A 16,408-nucleotide genomic window follows, 5' to 3' on the forward strand; every position below is an offset into this window, starting at 1 on the left:
TTCTGTTCGGCGCTTCCCTCGCACAATTGCTCGCGAATTTAAAGCCTGCCGTCCATCGGCCTTGAGGACGATTACCCTCTGTGGCGTGAAGGCGCTCCAGCGATATGGATGCTCGCGGACGGGGTGAAGCAATGGCCCCCAACCCATCCAAAGTTTCACCTAAGCATGCTTTGCCTTGCCAGTTCACAATGCTATAGGGCTCTGGATTTCTCCCACCGGGGGGCATCGCGTCCGATGCTCCGCAAAGCTACGAGGCATATCCATGGCAAAGATCAAGGTCGCCAATCCGGTCGTCGAACTCGACGGCGACGAGATGACCCGCATTATCTGGCAGTTCATCAAGGACAAGCTGATCCATCCTTATCTCGACCTCGATCTCGAATATTATGACCTCAGCGTCGAAAACCGCGACGCGACCGAAGACCGGGTTACAATCGACGCGGCCAACGCCATCAAGAAGCATGGCGTCGGCGTCAAGTGCGCGACGATCACGCCGGACGAGGCCCGCGTAGAGGAGTTCAAGCTGAAGAAGATGTGGAAGTCGCCGAACGGCACGATCCGCAACATCCTGGGCGGCGTCATCTTCCGCGAGCCGATCATCTGCAAGAACGTGCCGCGCCTCGTTCCCGGCTGGACCAAGCCGATCATCGTCGGCCGTCACGCCTTCGGCGATCAGTATCGCGCGACGGACTTCAAGTTCCCGGGTAAGGGCAAGCTTTCGATCAAGTTTGTCGGCGAAGACGGACAGACGATCGAGCACGACGTCTATGACGCCCCCGGCGCCGGCGTCGCAATGGCCATGTACAACCTCGACGAGTCGATCACCGAATTCGCCCGCGCTTCGTTCAACTACGGCCTGCAGCGCAAGGTTCCGGTCTACCTCTCGACCAAGAACACCATCCTGAAAGCCTACGACGGCCGCTTCAAGGACATCTTCCAGAAGGTGTTCGAAGAGGAATTCGCCGAACAATTCAAGGCGGAAAAGCTCTGGTATGAACATCGCCTGATCGACGACATGGTGGCCTCGGCCCTCAAGTGGTCCGGCGGTTATGTCTGGGCGTGCAAGAACTACGACGGTGACGTCCAGTCCGATATCGTAGCCCAGGGTTTCGGCTCGCTCGGCCTGATGACCTCCGTGCTGATGACGCCGGACGGCAAGACGGTCGAAGCCGAAGCCGCGCACGGCACGGTGACCCGCCACTACCGCCAGCACCAGAAGGGCGAGGAAACCTCGACCAACTCGATCGCCTCGATCTTCGCCTGGACCCGTGGCCTTGCACACCGCGCCAAGCTCGACGGCAACGCCGAACTCGCGAAGTTCGCCGAGACGCTTGAGCGCGTCTGCGTCGAAACGGTCGAAGCCGGCTTCATGACCAAGGACTTGGCTCTGCTGATCGGCCCTGATCAGCCGTGGCTTTCGACCACCGGCTTCCTCGACAAGATCGACGAGAACCTCAAGAAGGCAATGGCTGCGTAAGCCTGCCAACCTGATAGCAAGTCTTGGAACCCGGCCATGCGCCGGGTTTCTTGCATTTATCGGTTCCTTTAGGGCGGACTGCCAACGGGGGAGCGAGTGTCCGACACACCCATCATAATGCCCTCACCCGCCTCTGTGCCTGCGCGCCGCAGCGGGGACGGCAAGCGGCCGATGGAACGCTTACGGCACTCGATCATTTCCCGATGGTCGTATCCAACCATGGCATGAGCGGATGGACCAAGCGGGACCAAAGCCGGTAAGGCTCGTCGCCTTCGATATAGACGGCACGCTTCTTGGCGATGATGGAGCGGCGGATCGCTTTCGTTCGGCCTGGCAGGCGCTCGCCGAGAGCAAAAGGCCGCTGCTTATCTACAATAGCGGCCGACCGATCAACGACATATTGGCGCTCGTGGACGTCGACCAGTTGCCGCCGCCTGACTACGTGATTGGCGGCGTCGGTACGATGATAGCCGACGGGCGTAAAAGGAAACGGTTGCAGGCGTTCACCGAGGAGCTTGGCCCTCCGATCGACGTCACGGCCGTCACGGCGATCATGGAGACGGTAGAAGGCGCAGTTCCGCAGGCGGCAGTCGACCAACATGCTCACAAGGCGAGTTGGCGTTTGCCAGAGGCACGCGACGAGGAAATCGGTGCCATCGGGCAACGGCTGGCGTCCGCCGGATTGGACGTGAAGCTCATCTATTCCAGCAGTCGGGATCTCGACATATTGCCGCGCGCCGGCGGCAAGGGCAGCGCGCTGGCCTGGATCTGCCGCGAGCTTACGGTCGATCTCGACGAGGTGGTCGTCGCCGGCGACACCGGCAACGACCGCGAAATGTTCGATATGCCACGTGTGCGCGGCGTGGTGGTCGCCAATGCGCTTGCCGAACTACGCCAGGCCATCGCGCACGAGAAGCGGCATTTTCTCGCGCGGAATTCCCATGCGGACGGCGTGCTCGAAGGTCTGCGCCATTGGGGCGTTATCGGATAGGTCCGGTCCTTCGGCCCACCCCGGCATCGCCAGTCATTTCAGCGGAAGAAAGATTTCCGTGAAGAGTTAAGCCAATAAAGCATAGATGGAATCCGTGACATCAAGCGCTCGATTGCAGCTGCTTGTTCGGCGTAGCGACTCATATAGTCTGGCGGTGTCCAGTACGCGTTGCCCGCCATAGTGGTTCCCGAAAGTCTCGTAGATGCCCGATTCTCTCGTCCCCAAAACGGTAAGCGTCTTTAGAGAAGGATATGGTGGCGCTCGCCTGAAGGTGGACGCTTTTGCCGGGCTTACCGTCGCCATCGTCGCCCTGCCGCTGTCCATGGCCGTCGCGATCGCCTCGGGTGTTACGCCTGATCGCGGGCTCTACACTGCGATTGTCGGCGGTTTTCTGGTCTCGCTCCTCGGCGGCAGCCGCGTGCAGATTGGGGGGCCCGCTGGTGCGTTCATCGTACTCGTGGCTGCCACCGGTGCCAGGCACGGCCTCGATGGCCTGCTGCTGGCTACGGCGATGTCCGGCGTCATGCTCGTTGCCGCAGGCTACTTGCGACTTGGCAACTACATCAAGTTCATCCCCTACCCGGTGACCGTGGGCTTTACTGCCGGGATCGCGGTGATCATCTTCGCCAGCCAATTGCGCGACCTCTTCGGCCTGACTCTGAGCGGCCGCGAGCCCGGGCCCATCATCGGGAAAGTCGCGACCCTTGGACTTGCCGCCGGTACGGTCAACTGGGCAGCAGTTCTGACAGCGGCGCTAACGATCGGCGCCATTCTCACGCTGCGCAGGCTGCGACCGCACTGGCCCGGCATGCTGATTGCCGTTGCCGCCGCTTCTGCCTTCGTCGCTCTGCTGCAATTGCCGGCGGAAACGATCGGCACCCGCTTTGGCGGCATTCCGCGTGGCCTGCCTTCACCGACACTTCCGCCTTTCTCGCTCGAGAAGGCGGCTGCCGTCTTTCCGGATGCCGTCTCCTTTGCGCTCCTCGGTGCAATCGAGTCCTTGCTGTCGGCCGTCGTCGCCGACGGCATGACCGGCCGCCGCCACCGTTCGAGCATGGAATTGATTGCGCAAGGAATCGCGAACTTCTGTTCAGCGCTCTTCGGCGGCATCTGCGTTACCGGGACGATCGCCCGCACGGCGACGAATGTGCGTGCAGGCGGAACCAGTCCGGTTTCCGGCATGCTGCATTCCATCTTTCTGCTTCTATTCATGGTTCTCGCCGCTCCGCTCGCGAGCTACATCCCGCTCGCCTCGCTGGCCGGCGTGCTCGCTATCGTTGCCTGGAACATGATCGAGAAGCCGGCGTTCATGGCGCTGCTGCGATCCTCCTACGGCGATGCGGTCGTGCTTCTGGCGACCTTTATCATCGTCGTCTTCCGCGAGTTGACGGAAGGCATCGTGATCGGCTTCGCCCTTGGCGCGGTTCTTTTCATCGACCGCATGGCAAAGAGCATCTCGGTCGGAGAAACAAAACCGCTGGAGGCCCTAAAAGACGGGAATGGAGAGGAAGAACATCCGGTCGTCGCGGACGATCCGGATACGGTCATCTATCGAATTTCGGGCATCTTCTTCTTCGGCTCGGCCGCAACCGTCGGCACTGTTCTCGACCGCATCGCCGACCAGCGTCGGAATTTCATCCTCGATTGCTCGGAAGTACCCTTCATGGACTCGACCGCAGCCAATGTCATCGAGGGAACGCTGCGGAAGGCCGAAAGGACGGGCGTCCGTTTCTTCATCACCGGCGCCAGGTCACAGGTGCGCCGCGCGCTCCGCCAGCATGACGTTCGCCCGCCGCGTGTCGTGATGCGTGCCTCGGTTCAGGCGGCGCTCGCCAGTATCCGCAGCGAAAAGAGCGCATGAAAAGGGGCGCCGCGGCGCCCTTTCCTTCGGTTGCCTGGGCTTACAGCGCCGCGCGTCTTATCAGACGCGCAAAGGACGCTGTAGCACTTTGAATTGCTGCATGTTTTTATCCTTAAATCGGCTACGATTTAAGGAAACATGCAGTAAGTCAACCGGCGAGCGCCACGGCGACCGCTTCGATCGCTTCGGCTGCACGGTTGCCATCCGGTCCGCCGGCCTGGGCCATGTCCGGGCGTCCGCCGCCCCCCTTGCCGCCGAGTGCGGCCGAAGCGACGCGCACTAGATCGACGGCGCTGACCTTCGAGGTGAGGTCGTCGGTCACGGCCACCACCGCACTCGCCTTGCCGTCGCCGGAAACACCAACGAAGGCGACAACGCCCGAACCGAGCGTCTTCTTGCCGTCATCGGCGAGGCTCTTCAGGTCCTTTGGCTCGACGCCGGACACGACCCTGCCAAGGAAGCGGACGCCCGCGATATCGCGGGCGGCATCGGCCGAACCGTTCTGGCCGTCACCGACGAGAGCAAGCTTCTTCTTGGCCTCGGTCAGTTCCCGCTCCAGCTTGCGGCGCTCGTCGAGCAGGGCCTCGACCCGGCCGAGAACATCCGCCGGCTGGACCTTGAGCGCGGATGCCAGCGTCTTCACCCGCTCGTCCTGCTCGTTGAGATAGGCGCGAGCCGCCTCGCCCGTCAGTGCCTCGATTCGACGCACGCCGGCACCGACCGCACTTTCAGCAACGATCCGCACAAGACCGATGTCGCCGGTTGCCGATACATGCGTGCCGCCGCAGAGTTCGACCGAATAGGGCTTTCCGGCTTTCGACCCGCGAACGCCTTGCCCCATTGCGACGACGCGGACCTCGTCGCCATATTTCTCGCCGAAGAGCGCCATTGCGCCGTCCGCAATCGCGTCGTCGACGGTCATCAGTCGCGTCGTCACCGGCGAATTCTGGACGATGATCTCGTTTGCCATCTCCTCGACGACCTTCAATTCGTCCGTCGTCATCGGCTTCGGATGCGATACGTCGAAGCGCAGCCGGTCCGGCGCGACAAGCGAGCCCTTCTGTGCCACATGCGTGCCGAGCACCTCGCGCAGCGCCTCGTGCAGCAGGTGCGTCGCGGAGTGATTGGAGCGGAGCCGGGTACGACGCGTATGGTCGACGGTTAGCGCGGCCGCCTCGCCGATCTTCATATTTCCTTCGGCGACTACGCAGTAATGGACAAAGAGCCCCTCGCCGCGCTTCTGGGTATCTGTGACCGTCAGCTTGCCAGTGTCGGTCGCGATGAGGCCGGTATCGCCCATCTGACCGCCGGATTCGCCATAGAAGGGTGTCTGGTTCAGGATCACCTGAACGCTCTCGCCCTTCACTGCGGATTCGACCACCGCACCATCGCGGACGATCGCCTGGATTACGCCTTCGGCGGCCTCGGTGTCATAGCCGAGGAATTCCGTCGCGCCGTGCTTTTCCTTGAGCTCAAACCAGATCGTCTCGGTCGCGGCCTCACCGGATCCGGCCCAGTTGGCGCGGGCCTCCGCCTTCTGCCGTTCCATTGCCTTGGAAAACGCGTCGGTATCGACCGTGATGCCCTTGGCGCGCAGCGCATCCTGCGTCAGGTCGAGCGGGAAGCCGTAGGTGTCATAAAGCTTGAAGGCTGTTTCGCCGTTGAACTGGTCGCCTTCGGAAAGATCTGCTGAGGCGTCTGAAAGGAGGTTCAGACCGCGCTCCAGCGTCTTGCGGAAACGGGTTTCTTCCAGCTTCAGCGTCTCCGAGATCAACGCTTCGGCGCGGGCGAGTTCCGGATAGGCGCGGCCCATCTGGTTGACGAGCTCCGGCAGGAGCTTCCACATCAGCGGCTCCTGCGCGCCGAGCAGCTGTGCGTGGCGCATGGCGCGGCGCATGATTCGGCGCAGCACATAGCCGCGGCCTTCGTTCGAGGGAAGCACGCCGTCGGCGATCAGGAAGGCCGAGGAACGCAGATGGTCGGCGATGACGCGGTGGCTAGCACGGCGGTCGCCCTCGGCCTTGACGGCGGTTGCTTCCTCGGAAGCCGCAATCAGCGCACGGAAAAGATCGATGTCATAGTTGTCGTGCTGGCCCTGCAGGACGGCCGCAACACGCTCCAGTCCCATGCCGGTATCGATCGACGGGCGCGGCAGATCGATACGCTCTTCCTTGGTGACCTGCTCGTACTGCATGAAAACGAGATTCCAGATCTCGATGAAGCGGTCGCCATCTTCATCGGCCGAACCGGGCGGTCCGCCCCAGATCTGGTCGCCGTGATCGTAGAAAATTTCCGAGCACGGGCCGCAGGGGCCGGTATCGCCCATTGCCCAGAAGTTATCGCTGGTCGGAATGCGGATGATCCGGTCGTCGCTGAAGCCGGCGATCTTCTTCCAGAGGCCATAGGCTTCGTCGTCGGTGTGGTAGACGGTCACCAGCAGGCGCTTGGCGTCGAGCCCGTACTCCTTGGTGATCAGGTTCCAGGCAAGCTCGATCGCGCGTTCCTTGAAATAGTCGCCGAAGGAGAAGTTGCCGAGCATTTCGAAGAAGGTGTGGTGCCGGGCCGTGTAGCCGACATTGTCGAGGTCGTTGTGCTTGCCGCCGGCGCGCACGCATTTCTGCGCGGTCGCGGCCGTCGAATAGGGGCGCTGCTCGAGGCCGGTGAAGACGTTCTTGAACTGCACCATGCCGGCATTGGTGAACATCAATGTCGGGTCGTTGCGCGGCACCAGGGGGCTCGACGGCACGATCTCGTGACCGTTCTTGCGGAAATAGTCGAGAAACATCGACCGAATTTCATTCACGCCGCTCATCTTGCGTCCTATCTGTGCCATTCCCGGTCGCGACCGCACTTTGCCGGGCCGCGCACCGCTCTCTTCAATCCCGCGTCTATCGGCAATAGACACGCCCCCCAGCAACGTCGGTCGCCGGAACCACAGGCTTTTATCTTCCGTGTCTCACGCTGTCCAGACGGCAGCAAAAAACCGGCCGTCTGGAAAAACGACCGGCTTTATCCAAAACTTGCCCGCCTCAGATCTTACATTTCGGCGGCTGCATCGCCGTCGTCATCGCTCTCCGGTCCGCCGTTCTCCAGGAACTTATCAGCGATCAGGCCGGCATTCTGCCGCAGAGCCATCTCGATTTCACGCAGAAGATCGGGATTGTCGCGTAGGAAAAGTTTCGCATTCTCCCGGCCCTGGCCGAGGCGCTGGCTATTGTAGGAAAACCAGGCGCCGGATTTTTCGACGATGCCGGCCTTGACGCCGAGATCGATGAGTTCACCGGTCTTGGAAACGCCCTCGCCATACATGATGTCGAATTCCACCTGCTTGAAGGGCGGCGCCATCTTGTTCTTGACGACCTTGACGCGGGTCTGGTTGCCGACGACCTCTTCGCGCTCCTTGACCGAGCCGATGCGACGAATATCGAGGCGCACCGACGCATAGAACTTCAGCGCGTTGCCGCCCGTCGTCGTTTCCGGCGAACCGAACATGACGCCGATCTTCATGCGGATCTGGTTGATGAAGATCACCATGCAGTTGGACTTGGAGATCGACGCGGTGAGTTTGCGCAGTGCCTGGCTCATCAGGCGGGCCTGCATGCCCGGCAGACTGTCGCCCATTTCGCCTTCGATTTCAGCGCGCGGCACGAGAGCTGCAACCGAATCGACGACGAGGACGTCGATCGCGCCTGAACGGACCAGCGTGTCGGTGATTTCCAGCGCCTGTTCGCCGGTGTCCGGCTGCGAGATCAAGAGGTTTTCGAGATCGACGCCGAGCTTGCGCGCATAGACCGGATCGAGCGCATGTTCGGCGTCGACGAAGCCGCAAATGCCACCTTTCTTCTGCGCCTCGGCGATGGTCTGCAGCGCCAGCGTTGTCTTGCCCGAGCTTTCCGGGCCGTAGATTTCAATGATGCGCCCTTTCGGCAGGCCGCCAATGCCGAGTGCGATATCGAGGCCGAGCGAGCCGGTCGAAACAGTTTCGATCTCGATTACGCTGTCCTTCGAGCCGAGCTTCATGATCGATCCCTTGCCGAACGACCGTTCGATCTGGGAGAGAGCCGCTTCAAGTGCCTTGCTTTTATCCACCGATTTGTCCTCTACGAGCCGCAAAGAGTTTTGTGCCATTTGGTCCCACCTTTAGGTTATTGAAGCTACCGAGGCAATGAAGCCGCCGCAGGAGTTTTTGTACATGTTTTGTTCTGCTTTGGCAATAGAGTGGCAACCAATTGAATGATAACGGTTATTCTCGTTGCGTTCGATTCTTGTTCACGGGCATTGTACCACGTTTCCGCGAAGCCCATGCCGAAGCTCGGCCAGGCTTGGCGACACCAGCGCGATTCGCGACCGTGCCGCCTCTGTGATTTTGGATTGAAGCAGTCCAAAGAGGAGCTTTTATGAAGAAACGGGAAATCGCCGTGTTCGGCGGCGCCCACATCGACCGTCGCGGCCGCATCAGCGGCGTGACCGCTCCTGGCGCAAGCAATCCCGGTTCGTGGTTCGAGGAAGCGGGAGGCGGCGGCTTCAACGCGGCGAGAAACCTCGCGCGCCTGGGTCACAGCGTGCGAATGATCAGCCCGCGTGGCGGCGACGCCGCAGGCGAGATGGTGGCGGCAGCCGCGGTCGCAGCGGGAGTGATCGATTGCCCCTTTACCTTTCTCGACCGGAAAACGCCGAGCTACACCGCCATTCTCGAATGCGACGGCAACCTTGTCGTCGCACTTGCCGACATGGAGCTCTACCAGTTGTTTTCGCCGCGCCGGCTGCAGCAGCGCGCGATACGCGAAGTGTTGGCGGCGAGCGATCTGGTGCTGATGGATGCGAACCTGCCCGAGGAGACGCTCGCCGCTCTGGTCAGCGTGGCGTCCAGAGACGATCGAATTGTTGCCGGTATTGCCGTGTCGCCGGCAAAGGTGGTGCGTTTCAGGAAATGCCTCGGCGGCCTCAGTTTCCTGTTCATGAACGAGGCGGAAGCGCGTGCCCTGACCGGGATTGACGCCAGCAAGGCCGCAAACTGGCCATCGCTGTTGCGGGAGGCCGGTCTTACGGGTGGCGTCGTAACACGCGGCGGCGCCGCTGCGGTCGCCTTCGATCGCAGCGGGGCAAGCCTCATTGTCCCGCCGGCTCTCCCGGCGCTTGCGGATGTCACCGGCGCCGGCGACGCATTGGCCTCGGGGTTCCTCATGGCGCGGCTTTCGGGTCTCGATCTTGCCGGATGCCTGCGCCATGGCGTTGCCGCGGCGGGGATAGCGCTTCGCTCGCCTTTTGCCGTTTCGGAAGAAATGTCCGCAGGCAATCTCGAACAGGCGATTGCCCTTGTGCCGGCGCCGCAAATGCTGTCATGAGAGCTGACGTTGAACGCGGGACGAAAGTGTGCGCAGCTTTCCACCCCACATCTCGCCTCGAACATTTTTAGAAACGATCTCGATGACCTTTGGTTGATTTAAGCCAGACATGATCGCGATTTAAGGATAGATTCATGACCAGATCCTCCTCCCCGTCCCTGCCGATCGAATACTCCGATGAAGTCTCGGCCGCCAAGGCACGCGGTGCGCCGATCGTCGCGCTGGAATCGACGATCATCACCCATGGCATGCCATACCCCGGCAACCTCAACATGGCCCGAAGCGTCGAGGCGATCATCCGTGAACAGGGCGCCGTGCCCGCAACGATTGCGGTCATTCACGGTGTCCTTCACATTGGCCTCGACGACGCGAAGCTGGAAGCACTTTCGAAAACGGAAGGCGCGATGAAGCTGTCGCGTGCCGATCTTGCCTTCGCGATCGCCGAACGCCGCACGGGCGCCACGACCGTGGCTGCGACGATGATCGCCGCGGCGCGCGCCGGCATCAGCGTCTTTGCCACCGGCGGCATCGGCGGCGTCCACCGCGGCGCGGAAGAGAGCTTCGATATTTCCGCCGATCTCGATGAACTCGCCCGCACCGGCGTCATCGTTGTCTGCGCCGGCGCCAAGGCCATTCTCGACATTCCGAAGACGCTCGAGGTGCTGGAGACTCGCGGCGTTCCGGTCGTCACCTATGACAGCGAAGCCTTCCCGGCCTTCTGGTCGCGGGATTCCGGCATCAAGAGTCCACTGATGCTCAACAGCCCCGCCGCGATCGCCAATTTCCAGAAGATGCGCGATCTGCTCGACATCGACGGCGGTATGCTTGTTGCCAATCCGGTTCCCGAAGAGAGCGAAATTCCGCGCGAGGAGATGGAAATCTACATCACCCGTGCGCTCGACAATGCGGCGAGCGACGAGATCTCCGGCAAGGCCGTCACGCCTTATCTGCTCGATAACCTTTTCCACATGACCGACGGTCGCAGCCTCGAAACCAATATCGCGCTCGTGGAGAATAATGCTCGTCTCGCCGCCGAAATCGCGGTTGCACTGACGGCGAAGTAAGTGAAGCAAGCTGGCTGACAGGAGGGCCCCGGCGCTGGACCGGGCCTTCTTCCGCGTCAGGTATCAATCCGCGCTCAGGAATCCAGCATCTCGCGAACGGCCACGGCCAGTTGTTTCAGCGAGAATGGCTTCGGCAGGAAACCGAATTTCGCATCGGCCGGCAGGTTGCGCGCGAAAGCGTCTTCCGCGTAACCCGACACGAAAATGAACTTCAAGTCCGGATATTTCTTGCGCAGTTCGCGCAGCAGCGTCGGTCCGTCCATTTCCGGCATCACGACGTCCGATACGACGATGTCGACCGCGCCGTTGAGCTCGTCCATGATGTCGAGCGCTTCAACGCCCGATCCGGCCTCGTGAACGGTGTAGCCGCGCGTTTCGAGCATGCGCTTGCCGCCGCGGCGCACCGCTTCCTCGTCCTCGACAAGGAGAACGACGGCGGAATCGCCGGTGAGGTCCGCAGGCTCCGATTCTGCCTTGGGCGCGGGCGTCACGACCAAATCGCTGGCCGCCGGCATCGGGACTTCGGTTGCGACTTCCTCGCGGATTTCCTCGACGTGGCGCGGCAGCAGAATGCGGAAAGTGGTGCCCTTTCCGACTTCCGACTCCGGATAGATGTAGCCGCCGGACTGCTTGACGATGCCGTAGACCATCGAAAGGCCGAGGCCGGTACCCTTGCCGACCTCCTTCGTCGTGAAGAAGGGCTCGAAGATCTTGTCCATGATCTCCTGCGGAATGCCGGTGCCCTGGTCGGCGACCTCGACCATGACGAAGTCGTCCTCCGGCAATTCCCGTCGTCCGAGTGCCGCCACCTCGCTTGCTGGCAGATTTCGCGTCCGCAGCGTGATCGTTCCGCCTTCAGGCATGGCATCGCGCGCATTGACGGCGAGATTGAGCAGGACCTGCTCGAACTGGCCGAGATCGGTCTTCACCGGCCAGAGGTCTCGGCCGTAGTCAACCTCGACCTTGACATTGGTACCGGTCATCCGGTCGACCAGCATGCGCAGGTCGCCGATGACATCGGTAAGGTTGAGCACGGTCGGGCGCATCGTCTGCTTGCGCGAGAAGGCAAGCAGTTGCCGCACGAGCACGGCGGCCCGATTGGCGTTGCGCTTGATTTCCATCAGGTCGGCGAAGGTCGCATCCGCGGGCCGCGCCGAGAGCAAGAGGTGGTCGGAGGAAAGCAGGATCGCGGTCAGCACATTGTTGAAATCGTGTGCGATGCCGCCCGCAAGCGTCCCCACGGCATTCATCTTCTGCGTCTGCGCCATCTGAGTCTCGAGCGCCTTCTGCTCGGTGATCTCCAGCGCATAGATGATTGCTGCCTCCTCGGGCGCCTGATCGCTCTGGTCGATCACGGCGTTGACGTAGAAGCGGAAATGCCGTGCCTCGTCGCTCGGATGCAAGGCGTCGATCGGGGCGATGTCGCTCTGCCGGTCTTTCGCCGCGGCAAGAGCTTCCTGAAGGCGGTCTTTTTCGGATTCGTGCACGACCGTTTCGATCAGTGCACCGCGCTCGACGTCGTCCTGAGAAACAAGACCAGCAAACAGCTTCAGGAAAGGAGCGTTGGTCCTCAGGATCCGCCCGTCGCCGTCGACGGAGGCGATCGCCATCGGGGTGTTGTTGAAGAAGCGCGTGAAGCGCATGGCGGCATTCGAGGCCGACTGATCGCCATCGTCGCCCTCACGCGACATGACGATCGTCCGGCTTTCGCCGGGCGCACCGTCACGGGTCGACGAAACGCGATGGATCAGACGTACCGGCAGGCTCTGGCCGCTGGCCTTGCGCAGGTCGAGATCGAGCACCTTCGTCTTCTTGAAGCCTGGTTCCGCCTGGACCGACTGGACGAGCGCGAGGCCCTCGCCCGCGACCACATCGGCAATACTGACCGATCCCGGTTGAAACTTGGTGAGATCGATGCCGAGCCAATCGGCAAGGGTGGCGTTGATATAGAAGATCTCGCCCTTGCGGCCGGCCGAGAAGAAGCCTGCCGGGGCGTGGTCGAGATAGTCGATCGCGTTCTGCAGTTCCTTGAAGAAGCGCTCCTGGTCGTCACGTTCGGCCGTGATGTCGGCGATCTGCCAGAGATAGAGGGGGTTCCTGTCGCTGTCCTCCAGGGGCAGCACGCGAGCCTTCAGGCGGAACCAGTGGGCGCCTGAGGCGATTGACGCACCGTTTGCGAGCGGCTTCAGCAGCCGGAATTCCTCGTGTCCCTTCTTGCCTTCGTGGAGGCCGTTGGTGAGCCGATAGATCGCTTCGGTCGCCTCGCGGTTCCTGGAGAGAATGGTCTCGAGCGACTGGATGCCGGCGGCGCTCTTGGCGCCGGTCAGAGCGCCGTAGGCGGCATTGGCATAGATGATGCGCCCCCTGCGGTCGGTGACGATCGTGCCATCTTCGTGGGCATCGAGAAAGGCACGCGCGAGCTCGTCGGGACGCGTCTGCGGCATGACCTCGATGAAACCGATCACCGACGAGACCAGGAAGAATATGCCGACCATCGCCAGCACGCCGAGGATGCCGAGGACGATTTCGTTTTCGAGCTGGTTCTTGAAGACGACGAAGGCGGCCGCCGACGCGGTGAGGACGATCGCCAGCAGGATGATCCGCAGGACCGTGCCCGGCCGGACGCCGCGGTCAACGACCGGCATCTGGTAGTCACCTGATTGCCGCAATTTCGTCATCGGGTCCTCACCTGCGGCTGCGGCCGCGCGCGACCACCACTGCATATCTTAGACAGCGCCGTGCTCCTTGTTCAGGCGTGCAAGGCTCGCTGCAATCCTTTGCGTTGCTGCATAATCTATCCTCAAATCGATCCCGGCTTAAGGAATCATGCAGTGGCCGGCGTCCGACCACCGTTTCGCGAAATCCGCAGTTGCCTTTCCCGCGTTCGGATCATCGAACTGGAATCATCTTTAACAATCAGAGATAACAGCAAAAAGCGTCTCTGCGGAAGCATCGCGGTCAATTCACAGGGAATGTCGGGCGCGAGCTTGTACCGGCCTGAAAAAAGCCGTCAAATATTGACATGCGGGGGAGGCAGAAGGAGTTCAGCCTATGATCGAAACCATTGTCGGGGACAACGGCAGCCGATTCATCATCGCCGCTGCGGCCGTTGCCGTCGGGCTCTTGTGCCTTGTAGCCGTGCTCTGGATCATGCGCCACAGACCCTCCTCCCCCTTTGTGCGCGGCGGCAAGAACAGACAGCCGAGACTCGCCGTCCTCGATGCCGCTGCCGTCGATGCGCGCCGCCGCCTGGTGCTTGTTCGCCGCGATGACGTCGAACATCTCATCATGATCGGCGGCCCAACGGACATTGTCATCGAAAGCCGAATCGCACCGGAAGGGACCTCACCGGCAGAGACGAGCGCCGCCGTCGCCGCTGAGCAAGAGGCCGTTGAGGCGCCCAAGGCCGCCCCGAGACCTGAACCGAGACCTGCTCCGGCTCCGATTCCGGCGGAACCCGCAGCCGCTGTCCAGGTGCGCCCAGCAGCGCGCACGGAAGAGCAGGCGCAACCAGCGGCTCCCCGCGTGGAGCCGGCACCGCCGATCCGCATTGCTGCGGAGCAAAGACCCGCGACGGCGGCGCAACCACCGCAGCAACAGCCGTCCGCCAGGGTTCCGACGCCGGTGTCCCCGATTCCCAGCGCCTCCGCCATAGAACGTGCGGAAGATGTTTTCGACGTCGCCCGCGAACGGGTGCTGCCAATCGCGCCGCGGCGCGAGCCGACGCCAATACAGCAGGGCTCATTACAAGCGACTTTCGTGCCGGCGGCGCAGACACAGGGGATGCCGGTTCAACCGGTGACGCCGGACAGGGTTTCGGAATTCGAGCGGATTCTCGACGCGGAGATCAGCGGCGATCTCCAGCGCCTGGCGCCCACTGGCGATCTCCAGCGGCTAGCGCCCACTGTTGGGCCTCAGGCCGAGAGCCGGCCGATTGCGGGTGGCCGCCAGGAACCCCTGCTCGGTGGGACCCCGGACAATGTCCGCAGGGAGCCGACGATCGAAGACGAAATGACGCGCATGCTCGCCGACATTTCCGCCGGGCGTAAGCCCTGAGCGCGAACGATCAGGATAATACTGAAGGTTGTTGGCCCAAGTGACACTATAAAGAAAAACGGCGCGGTTAACCGCGCCGTTTTTTCAGATCAGGAAGAACCTGTATCCGTTATTCGTCCCGATAGACTTTCTCGCGACGTTCGTGACGTTCCTGCGCCTCGATCGAGAGGGTTGCAATCGGCCGGGCGTCCAGACGCTTCAAACCGATCGGTTCACCCGTTTCCTCGCAGTAACCGTAAGTGCCTTCGTCAAGCCGCTGCAACGCAGCATCAATCTTGGCGATCAGTTTCCGTTGCCGGTCCCGGGCCCGCAATTCGATGGCTCGGTCAGTTTCGGAGGAAGCTCGGTCCGCGAGGTCCGGATGGTTGGCGCTCTCCTCTGCCAAGTGGTCCAGTGTCTCGCGGGCTTCGCGAAGGATATCATTTTTCCAGGCGTTCAGCTTTGCACGAAAATACGCCCGGTGGTTGGCATTCATGAATTCCTCGTCCTCGGAGAGGACAAAGGTACTAAGATCGATCTTCTCACTCAACGCGATTCTCCTGAAGAACATCTCATTGCGGCGGTGTATAGACCTATGGAAGCTCTGATTCAAGCCTTGTGCCAGACACTCAACCGCATTTTAACAATGCTTGCATTTCAGGCTAACTGGCGAATATTTCATCAAAATTACACACGAAGTCTTGATCGCCGATTAAGGTCGGCCGCTCTACCTGCAAACCGCCGGTCAATGCCGGTGAGATTTCAGATTGCGACATCTGGTGTGCCGCGGGCGCCAATTCAATAGGCTTGGGTTCCACGGAAAACGTAAGCCGACGGCTTGATCTTTGCTGCGGCAGCGGGACAAGGTACCCATCCTGCCGGACTCGCGACTGGATCCGGCCACAAGAGATACCTCCAACCCTCGGGCGACCTGATCGCCCCCGGACGATATATGCAAGACAGCGTCGCCCCGGCATTTCGCCTCTTCCTTCTCCGCCACGCCCGTTCGGGCTGGGCGCTGCCAGGTCAGCGGGATTTCGACCGCACGCTTGACGATACCGGCTATGCCGAGGCGGAACTGATCGCCCAGAGCGCCGCCGACCATGGCATTCGACCGGAACTGATCCTGTGCTCGACCGCGGTGCGGTGTCGCCAGACCGCCGAACCCCTCTACCGAACGCTCGGCGAAGACATCGATCTTCGTTATATCGATGGGCTCTATACTGGATCGATGAACGTCTACGCCGAGCTTCTCGAAGCAAATTCCAGCCTGGCCTCGCTGATGCTCATCGGTCACAATCCGATGATCGAGGAACTGTTTCGGCGACTCCTCGGCGACGACGCTGCGGACAGGGTCCTCGCGGACGGCTACCCTCCGGCCGGGTTGGCCATCATCGATTTTTCGGCACCCCCAAGCGCCGGCGCCAGATGGTTGGCGAGGCTTTCGACGCTGTTGCTGCCCGTACCGGAGGAGCCGGGAAGATCGTGACGAAAACCTGCCCGCCAACTGAAAATCCGGCTATCTCGTTGCAGTGGCGGAAAGATTTCCTATATCGCACCACGGCCAAAGCATGTGCGCGGCGTCTTTAATGGCTGCAGGTGAGCAGAAGATTCTCATAGCGACGGAATCAATCC

General features: G+C 61.6%; 11 protein-coding genes. 7 read left to right on the plus strand and 4 right to left on the minus strand.

The genetic code is table 11. The features are described 5' to 3' along the window. Nucleotides 1–262 precede the first annotated feature (262 nt). From RB548_RS08175 to RB548_RS08185, 3 genes are all read left to right on the plus strand, one after another. Entirely contained in the window at nucleotides 263–1,477 is a 1,215-nt protein-coding gene (locus tag RB548_RS08175) for an NADP-dependent isocitrate dehydrogenase (RefSeq protein WP_331374433.1), read from the plus strand. A 232-nt stretch (nucleotides 1,478–1,709) separates the two neighbouring features. Beyond that, the gene (locus RB548_RS08180; protein ID WP_331374434.1) at nucleotides 1,710–2,468 is read left to right on the plus strand and encodes an HAD-IIB family hydrolase; all 759 of its coding nucleotides are present in this window, start codon (nucleotides 1,710–1,712) and stop codon (nucleotides 2,466–2,468) included. Nucleotides 2,469–2,670: 202 nt separating this feature from the next. After that, nucleotides 2,671–4,329 (plus strand): SulP family inorganic anion transporter, encoded by a 1,659-nt coding sequence (locus RB548_RS08185; protein WP_331374435.1) that lies wholly within the window; start codon nucleotides 2,671–2,673, stop codon nucleotides 4,327–4,329. A gap of 148 nt (nucleotides 4,330–4,477) precedes the next feature. On the opposite strand, the gene alaS is transcribed toward RB548_RS08185, so the two are convergent. Together alaS and recA are read right to left on the minus strand one after the other, a co-directional pair. Next, nucleotides 4,478–7,141, minus strand: a complete 2,664-nt coding sequence (gene alaS, locus RB548_RS08190; protein WP_331374436.1) for an alanine--tRNA ligase — start codon at nucleotides 7,139–7,141, stop codon at nucleotides 4,478–4,480. Nucleotides 7,142–7,365: 224 nt separating this feature from the next. Beyond that, on the minus strand, nucleotides 7,366–8,457 hold the full coding sequence (gene recA / locus RB548_RS08195) for a recombinase RecA (protein WP_136505560.1): 1,092 nt from the start codon (nucleotides 8,455–8,457) through the stop codon (nucleotides 7,366–7,368). Between the two features lie 269 nt (nucleotides 8,458–8,726). Between recA and RB548_RS08200 the strand changes: the two genes are divergently transcribed. Both RB548_RS08200 and RB548_RS08205 read left to right on the plus strand, forming a co-directional pair. Next, nucleotides 8,727–9,674 carry a carbohydrate kinase family protein gene (locus RB548_RS08200; RefSeq protein ID WP_331374437.1) on the plus strand — a complete coding sequence of 316 codons (948 nt, stop codon included), beginning with the start codon at nucleotides 8,727–8,729 and terminating at the stop codon, nucleotides 9,672–9,674. 134 nt (nucleotides 9,675–9,808) lie between these two features. Beyond that, nucleotides 9,809–10,738, plus strand: coding sequence for a pseudouridine-5'-phosphate glycosidase (locus tag RB548_RS08205; RefSeq protein ID WP_331374438.1), 930 nt, complete (start codon nucleotides 9,809–9,811; stop codon nucleotides 10,736–10,738). 74 nt (nucleotides 10,739–10,812) lie between these two features. Here the strand turns inward: RB548_RS08205 and cckA are convergent, their stop codons facing one another. Further along, nucleotides 10,813–13,416 carry a cell cycle histidine kinase CckA gene (gene cckA / locus RB548_RS08210; RefSeq protein ID WP_331374439.1) on the minus strand — a complete coding sequence of 868 codons (2,604 nt, stop codon included), beginning with the start codon at nucleotides 13,414–13,416 and terminating at the stop codon, nucleotides 10,813–10,815. Nucleotides 13,417–13,789: 373 nt separating this feature from the next. Here cckA and RB548_RS08215 point away from each other — a divergent pair, with 373 nt between their 5' ends. Further along, nucleotides 13,790–14,794 carry a flagellar biosynthetic protein FliO gene (locus tag RB548_RS08215; RefSeq protein WP_331374440.1) on the plus strand — a complete coding sequence of 335 codons (1,005 nt, stop codon included), beginning with the start codon at nucleotides 13,790–13,792 and terminating at the stop codon, nucleotides 14,792–14,794. Between the two features lie 109 nt (nucleotides 14,795–14,903). Here the strand turns inward: RB548_RS08215 and dksA are convergent, their stop codons facing one another. Beyond that, the gene (gene dksA / locus RB548_RS08220) at nucleotides 14,904–15,323 is read right to left on the minus strand and encodes an RNA polymerase-binding protein DksA (protein ID WP_136505565.1); all 420 of its coding nucleotides are present in this window, start codon (nucleotides 15,321–15,323) and stop codon (nucleotides 14,904–14,906) included. Between the two features lie 402 nt (nucleotides 15,324–15,725). Between dksA and RB548_RS08225 the strand changes: the two genes are divergently transcribed. Then, nucleotides 15,726–16,262 carry a SixA phosphatase family protein gene (locus tag RB548_RS08225; RefSeq protein WP_331374441.1) on the plus strand — a complete coding sequence of 179 codons (537 nt, stop codon included), beginning with the start codon at nucleotides 15,726–15,728 and terminating at the stop codon, nucleotides 16,260–16,262. The last annotated feature ends 146 nt before the right edge of the window (nucleotides 16,263–16,408 follow it).

Origin of the sequence: Sinorhizobium chiapasense (assembly GCF_036488675.1) — a bacterium.
Taxonomy (GTDB): domain Bacteria; phylum Pseudomonadota; class Alphaproteobacteria; order Rhizobiales; family Rhizobiaceae; genus Sinorhizobium; species Sinorhizobium chiapasense.